General features: G+C 74.2%; 9 protein-coding genes. 5 read left to right on the top strand and 4 right to left on the bottom strand.

Features of this window, described 5'->3' with window-relative positions; genetic code table 11:
* Nucleotides 1–238 precede the first annotated feature (238 nt).
* On the bottom strand, nucleotides 239–1606 hold the full coding sequence (locus EST54_RS22240; RefSeq protein WP_129249495.1) for an alkaline phosphatase PhoX: 1368 nt from the start codon (nucleotides 1604–1606) through the stop codon (nucleotides 239–241).
* Between the two features lie 109 nt (nucleotides 1607–1715).
* Nucleotides 1716–2837, bottom strand: a complete 1122-nt coding sequence (zapE, locus tag EST54_RS22235) for a cell division protein ZapE (protein WP_174857493.1) — start codon at nucleotides 2835–2837, stop codon at nucleotides 1716–1718.
* A 67-nt stretch (nucleotides 2838–2904) separates the two neighbouring features.
* Between zapE and EST54_RS22230 the strand changes: the two genes are divergently transcribed.
* Nucleotides 2905–3729, top strand: coding sequence for a pyrimidine reductase family protein (locus EST54_RS22230; protein WP_129249494.1), 825 nt, complete (start codon nucleotides 2905–2907; stop codon nucleotides 3727–3729).
* Between the two features lie 138 nt (nucleotides 3730–3867).
* Nucleotides 3868–4365: an indole-3-glycerol phosphate synthase gene (locus EST54_RS22225; protein WP_129249492.1), complete on the top strand. Its 498-nt coding sequence runs from the start codon at nucleotides 3868–3870 to the stop codon at nucleotides 4363–4365.
* A 10-nt stretch (nucleotides 4366–4375) separates the two neighbouring features.
* Here EST54_RS22225 and EST54_RS22220 read toward each other — a convergent pair whose 3' ends face one another.
* Together EST54_RS22220 and EST54_RS22215 are read right to left on the bottom strand one after the other, a co-directional pair.
* Nucleotides 4376–5062: an ABC transporter ATP-binding protein gene (locus tag EST54_RS22220; RefSeq protein ID WP_129249490.1), complete on the bottom strand. Its 687-nt coding sequence runs from the start codon at nucleotides 5060–5062 to the stop codon at nucleotides 4376–4378.
* Complete coding sequence (locus EST54_RS22215; RefSeq protein ID WP_129249488.1) at nucleotides 5059–6156, bottom strand: FtsX-like permease family protein; 1098 nt, start codon at nucleotides 6154–6156, stop codon at nucleotides 5059–5061. Before EST54_RS22215 ends, EST54_RS22220 begins: the two co-directional genes overlap by 4 nt.
* Nucleotides 6157–6339: 183 nt before the next feature.
* Between EST54_RS22215 and EST54_RS22210 the strand changes: the two genes are divergently transcribed.
* The 3 genes from EST54_RS22210 to murC all read left to right on the top strand — a co-directional run bounded on the left by EST54_RS22210 (nucleotide 6340) and on the right by murC (nucleotide 9750).
* Nucleotides 6340–7575 carry a sensor histidine kinase gene (locus EST54_RS22210; RefSeq protein ID WP_244942589.1) on the top strand — a complete coding sequence of 412 codons (1236 nt, stop codon included), beginning with the start codon at nucleotides 6340–6342 and terminating at the stop codon, nucleotides 7573–7575.
* Nucleotides 7572–8213: a response regulator gene (locus tag EST54_RS22205; protein WP_129249484.1), complete on the top strand. Its 642-nt coding sequence runs from the start codon at nucleotides 7572–7574 to the stop codon at nucleotides 8211–8213. Before EST54_RS22210 ends, EST54_RS22205 begins: the two co-directional genes overlap by 4 nt.
* Nucleotides 8214–8352: 139 nt before the next feature.
* Nucleotides 8353–9750 carry a UDP-N-acetylmuramate--L-alanine ligase gene (gene murC, locus EST54_RS22200; protein ID WP_129249483.1) on the top strand — a complete coding sequence of 466 codons (1398 nt, stop codon included), beginning with the start codon at nucleotides 8353–8355 and terminating at the stop codon, nucleotides 9748–9750.
* Nucleotides 9751–9765 lie beyond the last annotated feature (15 nt).

Genomic DNA, 9765 nt, shown 5'->3' with positions numbered 1-9765 from the left:
CGGGCAGGACCGGGATGGCCACCCGCTGGTCATTGGAGCGCGGGTCGGCCAGCAGCGCGACCAGCCCCACGCCGGCCTACGCTCGCCCGACTCCCAGCCGCCCCGTACCGCGCGGGGCCAGTCCACCCGCCGCGGGGCCAGCCCACCCGCCGCCGGGCCAGCCCACCCGCTGCGGCGTGAGCCCACCCGCTGCGGCGTCAGCGGGCCCGCCGCAGCATCAGCCCAGCTCGCCCCGCCCTCAGTGGTGCCAAGGCCCGGTCACCGCGAACGTCGTCCCCGGCGTATAGCAATTGACGTACATCGTCCGGAAGTCGGGCGAGAACGTCACACCCGCGAACTCGCCCCACTCCGGCTTCTCCGGGGTGCCGATGTTCTGCCGGCCGCGCGCCATCGGATAGACCGCGCCGCGCCGGGTGAGGCCGAAGACGTGCTGGGCGCCGTCGCCGTCCTCACAGACCATCAGGCCGCCGCTGGGTGCCAGACAGATGTTGTCGGGTGATTCGCCGGGCAGTTGGAGGTCGGTGTCCGGGCCGAAGACGACGACCTGGGTCAGCTGCCGCTTCTTCGGGTCGTACTTCCACACCTGGCCGTAGTGGTCGGCCGTCGAGCCGGCGGAGCGGTGGGCGAAGCTGGAGACGAAGTAGACGCAGGAACCACCCCAGTAGCAGCCCTCCAGCTTCTGGGCGTGGGTGATGCCCCCGGGGCCGAAGTCCTGGAAGCGGATCGGGGTCTCGCGGGCGAGCGGGTCGGGCACATCCACCCAGCTGACGTGGTCGAAGACGGTGCCGGGCCGCTGGATGGCGGAGAGGTCGGGCACACCGGGGACCCGCAGCGCCTGGAGCCGGCCGCCGGCCCGGAGGGAACCGCGGCCGCCCCTCGGCTTCTTGGGCAGAAAGCGGTAGAAGAGGCCGAACGGCTTGTCGAAGGCGTCCTCGGTCTCGTAGACGGTGCCGGTGCCGGGATCGACGGCGACCGCCTCGTGCGAGAAGCGGCCCATCGCGGTCAGCGGGACCGCACCGGTGCGCCGCGGGTCGTACGGATCGATCTCGAAGACGAAGCCGTGGTCCTTGGTGTAGTTCTCCTCACCCGCCCGGAACTCGGTCTCCTCGCAGGTCAGCCAGGTGTTCCAAGGGGTGTGGCCGCCCGCGCAGTTGGTGGAGGTCCCGGCGAGGGCGACCCGCTCGGAGCGCACCGTGTTGTCCCGGTCGAGTGCGAGGGCCGTGCAGCCGCCCTCGCCGCCCGGGTCGTACGTCAGCCCGCGGACTCTGGGGACGGCCTGGCGGGAGTGCGTACGGTTCTCGTGGTTGCGGACCAGATGGGTGCCCCCGTGGCGGCCGGGGAACGCCGACATGCCGTCGCAGTTGCCGGGCACCTTGCCCTCCCCGGAGAGCAGCGGGTCGCCCTCCCGGGAGAGCACCCGGTGCCGGAAGCCCCGGGGGAGGTCGAGCAGGCCGTCCGGGTCGGGGACCAGCGGGCCGTAGCCGCGCCGGCCCATGCCCTGGGCGGTCGCGGTCCCCGCGAAGAGCTCCGTGAGGCTTCCGGAGAAGGCGAGGGCCGTCCCCAACGCACCGGTGCGGGCCAGGATCTGACGTCGTGTCGCGGACATGGCGGCTCCCTGTTGGCGGACAGGTGACGTGACCCGCCGTGTGTACCACGCAGCCGGGGCGCCGGGAACCACGCGACGGGCACGGCCGGGTGGCGCGCCGCCGTACCGCCTACCGGGAGCCGTCGGCCACCAGGGCGCCCGCGTCGCGCGCCAGCGCCGTCAGCCGGGAGATCGCCCGGAAGTACTTCTTGCGGTAGCCGCCGCGCAGCATCTCCTCGCTGAACAGCTCGTCGAAGGCCTTGCCGGAGGTCAGCACCGGCACCTCGCGGTCGTAGAGCCGGTCCGCGAGGACGACCAGGCGCAGCGCCGTCGACTGGTCGGGCACCGCCTGGACGTCGGTGAGGCAGACCGCTTCGATGCCGTCGCACATCGCGCCGTAGCGGCTGGGGTGCACCGTGGACAGATGCTCCAGCAGGGAGGGGAAGTCGTCGAGCGAGGCGCCGGGCGTGCGGTATGCCGCGCGGGTGACCGTCTCGTCGTCGTACGGGGCGGGCGCCTCGGGCAGGCCGCGGTGGCGGTAGTCCTCGCCGTCGATGCGCAGCGGACGGAACTGGGCGCTCAGCCCCTGGATCTCGCGCAGGAAGTCGGCGGCGGCGAAGCGGCCCTCGCCGAGCTTGCCGGGCAGCGTGTTGGACGTGGCGGCCAGCGCCACACCGGCGTCCACCAGCTTGCCGAGCAGGGTGGAGACCAGGACGGTGTCACCGGGATCGTCCAGCTCGAACTCGTCGATGCACAGCAGCCGGTGCTCGCCGAGCGTGCGCACCGTCTGCTGGAAGCCGAGTGCCCCGACGAGGTTCGTCAGCTCGACGAAGGTGCCGAAGGCCTTGCGCTCCGCCGGGGCGGGGGTGGCGTGCCACAGGGAGGCGAGCAGGTGGGTCTTGCCGACGCCGTAGCCGCCGTCCAGATAGACGCCGCGCGGGCCCTTGGGCGCCGCCGGCTTCCTGGCGAACCAGCGACGCTTCTCCGGGGTCGCCCGCCCGCCCTCGATGCTCTCCGCGAAGTCGCTCAGGACCTGGACGGCCTCGGCCTGGCTGGGCTGCTTCGGGTCCGGAATGTAGGTGTCGAAGCGGGCGCCCTGGAAGCGCGGCGGCGGCACCATCTCGGCAACCAGGCGTTCGGCCGGGACGTGCGGGGCGCGGGCGGTCAGCGCGGCGGGGGTCGCGGCGTCCCCGTCGGCCGGCGGAACGGCCGTCGGGGCGGGCTGCGGAGAAGAGGACTCGGAAGGTGACACAGCGCTCCAGCCTATCTCCTGTGCGGGAGGCGTCGGTCCGGTGAGCGAGGCATGTCACACTGCCGCCATGCGACGCCTGTTCCCTCTCCCCGCCCCGCCCGTGCCGACCCCTGAGACCGGGAATGCCGAGGTGGGGGCGGTCGGCCCGGTGGACCGGCCGTGGACGCCGGCCGAGCTGGCACAGGCCTATGCGTATCCGGCGGCGGACGATCCGGTGCGCGCGGGCCGCCCCGGCTGGCTGCGCGCCAACATGGTGTCCTCCCTGGACGGGGCGGCCCACCACGGGGGCCGCTCGCAACCGCTCTCCGGCGACGCCGACATGCGGATCTTCGGGGTGCTGCGGGCGCTCGCGGACGCCGTGGTGGTGGGGGCGGAAACGGTGCGGCAGGAGGGCTACCGCCCGGCCCGCGCCCGGGAGGTGTTCGCCGCCCACCGGGCCGCCGCCGGCCAGGGCCCGGCCCCGGCCATCGCCGTGGTCACCGCCGGTCTCGGGCTGGACTTCACGCTGCCCCTGTTCACCGCGCCGGTGGTGCCCACCCTCGTGCTGACCGGCGCCGGCGCACCGGCGGACCGGGTGGCGGCGGCCCGGGCCGCGGGTGCCGAGGTGCTGTTCGCCGGGGGGGGCCTGGGCGTCGATCCCGCCCGGGTGGCCGGGGTGCTGGCCGAACGGGGGCACACCAGGCTGCTGACGGAGGGCGGGCCCAGGCTCCTGGGACAGTTCGCCGCGGCCGGTGCGCTGGACGAGATGTGTCTGTCGCTGGCCCCCGTGGTGGCCGTGGGGGACGCCCCGAGGATCATGAACGGGCCGGCCGTCCCGGTTCCGGAGCGTTTCGCCCTGGCATCGGTGCTGGAGGAGGACGGGTTCCTGTTCACTCGGTACCGCCGGACGTGACAATCGGCGGAATTGTCTGTTCCGCTTAGCTTCCGTTGGGCACACTTAGAGCCAACAGGCCCCGTGTGGCGACGGGGCGGATGGTTTCTGTCGGGCTCCGCGCGATGCGGTGCCCCGAGGAGAAGAAGGGCGTCCGTCGTGTTCACGAGCGTATTGATGATCGAGAAGCCTCTGACGGCCGCCGACGTGGAGTTCGTGACCACGCTGCACGGCGATGACCGGATCTCGTTCGTCGTGCTCATGCAGCCGCGCGGCAAGCAGGACGTCCTCCTGCGGGCGATCGACGACGTCGCCCTCGGCGAGTTCGACGACGCCGTACGGGAGGGCGAGGAACCGGGCGGCGCCCAGGCGGAGGCACCCGCCGAGGTGGCCCTGGCACACACGCTGCAGGCGCTGCGCGCCACCGGCGCGGAGGCCGTCGGGCAGGTGGTCGAGGACCACCCGCTGGACCTGCTGCGCTCCATCGTCGACGAGACCGGCGCGGACGAGGTGATCGTGCTGACCACCCCGCACTTCGTCGAGGAGTTCTTCCACCGCGACTGGGCGTCCCGCGCCCGCCACATGGTCGGCGTCCCGGTCCTCAAGCTCTTCTCGCACGCGGCGGACGACCAGCCCCAGCAGTCCGCCGGGGGCTGAGCGGCCGCCATCAGGGGCGGGCGCCGGTCCGCAGGCGGAGCCGGCCGTCGCGCACCTCGGCGACCTCGTCCGCCGCGTCCAGATGCGCCGGGTCGTGGGTGACCAACACCGTCGCGGTCGCGCGCTGACGGGTGAGGGTGACCAGCAGATCGAGTACCGCGGCGCCCCGCTCGTGGTCCAGGGCGCTGGTCGGCTCGTCCACCAGCAGCACCGCCGGTTCGTTCATCAGCGCCCGCGCGATGTTGATCCGCTGCCGCTGACCGCCCGACAGCTGATGCGGCCGCCGGCCGGCCAGCCGGTCCATGCCGACCGCGGCCAGCAGCTCCAGCGCCCGGCCCCGCGCCTTACGGGGTGAGCGGCCGTCCAGATGGGCCATCACCTGGAGCTGCTCGGCGGCCGTCAGCGACGGCAGCAGATTCGGCTGCTGGAAGACCGTGCCGACGGTCGTGCGGCGCAGCGCCGTCAGCTCCGCGCGGCCGAGCCCGGTGGTGTCCGTGCCGTCGAGCACCACCCGTCCGCGGTCCGGGCGGATCAGCGTGGCGGCGACCGCGAGCAGACTGGACTTACCGGAGCCGGACGGTCCGATCACCGCCGTCAGACTGCCCGGAGACACGGTCAGCGAGACCGCGTCCAATGCGGTCAGCCGGGCGTCGCCGTCGGGGTAGGTGAGGGTGACATCGGTCAGTTCGAGGCTCATCGGGCACTTCCCAGGGCGGTCAGCGGGTCGACGGAGGTGATGCGGCGGATCGCCAGCGCGGCGCCGGCGGCGCCCAGCGCGGTCATGATCAGGGCCGGGAGCAGCACGGTGGACGGGGCGAGTACGAAGGGCACCGCGGAGTCGATCCCCGCGCCCACCGCGGCCACCACGGCGCTGCCCAGGCCGGTCCCGAGCAGTAGGAGGACGACCGCCTGGCCGAGCGCGTCCCGCAGCAGCGAGCCGGTCGAGGCGCCCAGCGCCTTCAGCACCGCGACATCACCGCTGCGCTGGATCGTCCACACCGTGAAGAACGCCCCGATGACCAGCGCGGAGATCGCGAAGAGGAAACCGCGCATCAGCTGGAGGGAGCCGTTCTCCGCGCGGTACGAGCCGATGGCCTCCAGCGCGTCGCCGGTGCGGACGGTCCTGGTGCCGAGCCGTGCGTCGGCGGCGGCCAGATCGGCCGACCCGGTGGTGGACAGGGCGAGCACGGTCGCATCCGCCCCGGGGGCGCGCCCGGATCCGCCGCCCGCCCCGGAGCCGCCGGCCGCCTTCCGCCAGTCCGCCGGCGACATCCAGACCACCGGCGTATGGCTGTACATCGCCGAACCCGACACCGCCGCAACCGTGCAGGTCCGGCCGCCCAGCGTCAGGGAACCACCGGCCCGTACACCCAGCTCCGCTGCGGCCTTCCTGGACAGCACCACCGCCCCGTCCCCGACCCCCTCCGGCGCAGGCCCGGAACCCGGCCGCGCCCCGAACGCCGACACCGCGGCGCTCCGGCCGCCCGCCTCGGCCTTCGCCGGCGCGATCCCCAGCGGCTCGGCGCTCCGTACGCCCGGCACCCGCGCCCAGGCCGCCGCGGTCCGCGCGGACAGCCGCGAGTCGGTGAACGCGAGGCCGCTGCCGTCGGCGGGCGCCGAGAACACCAGGTGATCGGCGGGCAGCGCGGTGATCGCCGAGGTGTTCTCCCGGCCCAGGCCGGCGGTCAGGCCCGACAGCAGCCCCACCAGCACCGTGATCAGCACGATGACGGTGCCCATCAGGGCGAACCGTCCCCTGGCGAATCCCAGGTCCCTCCAGGCCACGAACACAGGCGGTGCCCTCCTTGCTTCCGGGCGCCGGACCCAGCGCCCGGCGGCCGGACCAACCGTCGCCTGCCGGGCGGCGTCCGGGCATCGCGCGGGGGAGTGGTCCGCCGGCGCCGGAAGGTGTGCCCCGAGGTCAACCCTTTGGTTGATGCCGCAGGCGGGGAGCGCCCTTAGCCTGAGGGGGCCGTGACCGAAGAAGCCGTGACCGCACACTCCCTCACCCCCGTCCTGCGGGCCCTGCGCAGCTGCCTGCATCTGATGGTGGCCGCGCTGCTCGCGCTCGCCGCCGTCCGCGCGGTGGCCGGGCGCGCCCCGAATGCCCCGGCCGTCCTCGCCACCGCCGCCGTGCTGCTCGCCCTCTTCGCGCTCGGCACCCGGATTCCCCGCGTACGCAGCTCCGCCCGCACCGCGGCCGGCTGGCTCACGGCCGTCACCCTGGTGTGGCTGGCGCTGCTCGCCCTCACCCCGGACGGCGTCTGGCTGGCCTTCCCGCTCTTCTTCGTCCAGCTGCATCTGCTGCCGCTGCGCCGGTCCCTGCCCGCCGTCGCGGCCACCACCCTCGCCGCCGTCGCCGGATTCGGCTGGCACACCCACACCCTCAGTGTCGGCACGGTGCTCGGCCCCTTCCTGGGCGCCGCCGTCGCGGTCGCCGTCGTCCTCGGCTACCAGGCCCTCTACCGGGAGAGCGAGCAGCGCCGGCGCCTCATCGAGGAGCTCACCGCGACCCGCAGCGAGCTGGCCGCCGCGGAACGCGCCGCCGGCCGGCTCGCCGAGCGCGAGCGGCTGGCCCGGGAGATCCACGACACCCTGGCGCAGGGGCTGTCCAGCATCCAACTGCTGCTGCGGGCCGCCGAACGCGTCCTGCCCCAGCAGCCCACAACGGCCCTCGGACACGTCCGGCAGGCCCGCACCACCGCCGTCGACAACCTCGCCGAGGCGCGCCGCTTCGTGCAGGCGCTCAGCCCGCCCGCCCTGGAGGCGGGGTCGCTGCCCGCCGCCCTGGAGCGGCTCTGCGCCACCACGGCCCGCAGCTCCGGTCTCACCGTGCACTGCCAGGTCTCCGGCGCGCCCCTCGTGCTCCCCACCCCGCACGAGGTCGCCCTGCTGCGCATCGCCCAGTCCGCGCTCGCCAACACGGTCCGGCACGCCGCCGCCGGCCGCGTCGAGCTGACCCTCAGCTACATGGACACCGAGGTCGCGCTGGACGTCGTCGACGACGGTGCCGGGTTCCGCCCCGCCGACGTGCCCGCACCGGGCTCCGCCGCGGCCCCGGGCACCGGCTTCGGCCTCGCCGCGATGCGCGCCCGGGCCCGCGCCCTCCAGGGGACGCTGGCCGTCGAGTCCGCCCCCGGCGAGGGCACCGCGATCGCCGTCACCCTGCCCTGCCCCGCCCCCGACGCTGCCCCGGAGGCCGCCTCGTGACCGTCCCGGCCACCACCGTCCGGCTGCTGCTCGCCGACGACCACCCCGTCGTACGCGCCGGGCTGCGCGCCGTCCTGGAGACCGAAGCGGACTTCGAGATCGTCGCCGATGTCCCCACCGCCGAGCAGGCGGTCCGCCTCGCCGCGGAGTGCGACGTCGACGTGGTCCTCATGGACCTCCAGTTCGGCGGCCGGATGCTGGGCTCGCAGGCCACCGCCGAGATCACCGCCCGCCCCGGCGGCCCCCGCGTCCTCGTCCTGACCACCTACGACACCGACGCCGACATCCTCGCCGCCATCGAGGCCGGCGCCACCGGCTACCTCCTCAAGGACGCCCCGCCCCAGGAGCTGGCCGCCGCGGTCCGCACCGCCGCCGCCGGGCGGTCCGCGCTCGCCCCCACCGTCGCGCTGCGCCTGATGGACCGGCTGCGCACCCCCGCCACCGCGCTCTCCCGGCGCGAGACGGAGGTCCTCCAGCTCGTGGCCGAGGGCCACTCGAACGCGGCGGTCAGCAAGCGGCTCTTCCTCAGCCAGGCGACCGTCAAGTCCCACCTCGTCCACATCTACGCCAAGCTGGGCGTGGACTCCCGTACGTCCGCGGTCGCCGCCGCCACCGCACAGGGCCTGATCCGCCGCTGACCACCGCCGCCGACCCCCGGCGTCGGGTGCCGGCCGGGTCCACGGACCGGCGCTGTCGGTGCCGGGTGCGAGAATCATCGACAGCACGACCGAACGGCAGCACACCGCTCGCGATGATCGACGATCAGGGAGACGCACCATGGCACCCGCCATCCCAGCCTCGATGGACCGGCCGCACTTCATCGGTATCGGCGGAGCCGGTATGTCGGGCATCGCCAAGATCCTCGCGCAGCGCGGCGCCCGGGTGGCGGGCAGCGACGCCAAGGACTCCGCGACCGCCCAGGCCCTGCGCGCCCTCGGCGTCACGGTCCACCTCGGCCACGCCGCCGGGCATCTCGCCGAGGACGCCACCAGCGTCGTCGTCTCCTCCGCGATCCGCCCCGACAACCCCGAGCTCGCCGCCGCCCAGGAACGCGGCATCCCGGTCGTCCACCGCTCCGACGCGCTCGCCTCCCTCATGGAGGGCCTGCGCCCCATCGCCGTCGCCGGCACCCACGGCAAGACGACGACGACCTCCATGCTCGCCGTCTCCCTCGGCGCCCTCGGCCTCAAGCCGTCCTACGCCATCGGCGGCGACCTCGACGCCCCCGGATCCAACGCCGAGCACGGCGCCGGCGAGATCTTCGTCGCCGAGGCCGACGAAAGCGACCGCAGCTTCCACAAGTACGCCCCCGAGGTCGCCATCATCCTCAACGTGGAGCTGGACCACCACGCCAACTACGCCTCGATGGACGAGATCTACGAGTCCTTCGAGACCTTCGTCGGCCGCATCCGCCCCGGCGGCACCCTGGTCATCGCCGCCGACCACCCCGGCGCCCGCGAGCTGACCGAACGGATCTCCGGCCGTCATGACATCGAGGTCGTCACCTACGGCGAGTCCGCGGACGCCGACGTCCGCATCCTCAAGGTCAACCCCCGCGGCCTGACCAGCGACGTCACCGTCACCCTGACCAGCGGAAAGATCCTCACCTTCACGGTCTCCGTCCCGGGCCGGCACTACGCCCACAACGCCGTCGCCGCCCTGGCCGCCGGCGTCGCCCTGGGGCTCCCGCCGCACAACCTCGCGTCCGCACTCGGCAAGTACACCGGCGTCAAGCGCCGCCTCCAGCTCAAGGGTGAGGCGGCCGGCGTCCAGGTCATCGACTCCTACGCGCACCACCCCACGGAGATGACCGCCGACCTGGAGGCCATCCGCGGCGCCGCCGAGGGCTCCCGGGTGCTGGTCGTCTTCCAGCCGCACCTCTTCTCCCGCACCCAGGAGCTGGGTACGGAGATGGGCCAGGCACTCGCCCTCGCCGACGCCTCCGTGGTCCTGGACATCTACCCGGCCCGCGAGGACCCGATCCCGGGCGTCACCAGCACCCTGATCATCGACGCCGCGCGCGCCGCGGGCGCCGATGTCACCCCCGAGAGCGACCAGGCCGCCGTCCCGGACGTCATCGCCGGAATGGCCAAGCCCGGTGACCTTGTTCTCACCATGGGCGCGGGCGATGTGACCGACCTCGGCCCCGCCATCCTGTCCCGCCTGGGCAACTGAGCCAAGGAGGCCCCC

This window comes from Streptomyces sioyaensis (genome assembly GCF_004122735.1).
Taxonomy (GTDB): domain Bacteria; phylum Actinomycetota; class Actinomycetes; order Streptomycetales; family Streptomycetaceae; genus Streptomyces; species Streptomyces sioyaensis.
Note: the sequence above shows the minus strand (reverse complement) of the source record. Positions and strands in the feature narration are given on the sequence as shown.

Excerpts from the sequence above, each read along its gene's own strand:
- EST54_RS22240 (WP_129249495.1), bottom strand. The coding sequence starts at position 1,606 with ATGTCCGCGACACGACGTCAGATCCTGGCCCGCACCGGTGCGTTGGGG.
- murC (WP_129249483.1), top strand. The coding sequence starts at position 8,353 with ATGGCACCCGCCATCCCAGCCTCGATGGACCGGCCGCACTTCATCGGT.
- EST54_RS22230 (WP_129249494.1), top strand. The coding sequence starts at position 2,905 with ATGCGACGCCTGTTCCCTCTCCCCGCCCCGCCCGTGCCGACCCCTGAG.
- EST54_RS22220 (WP_129249490.1), bottom strand. The coding sequence starts at position 5,062 with ATGAGCCTCGAACTGACCGATGTCACCCTCACCTACCCCGACGGCGAC.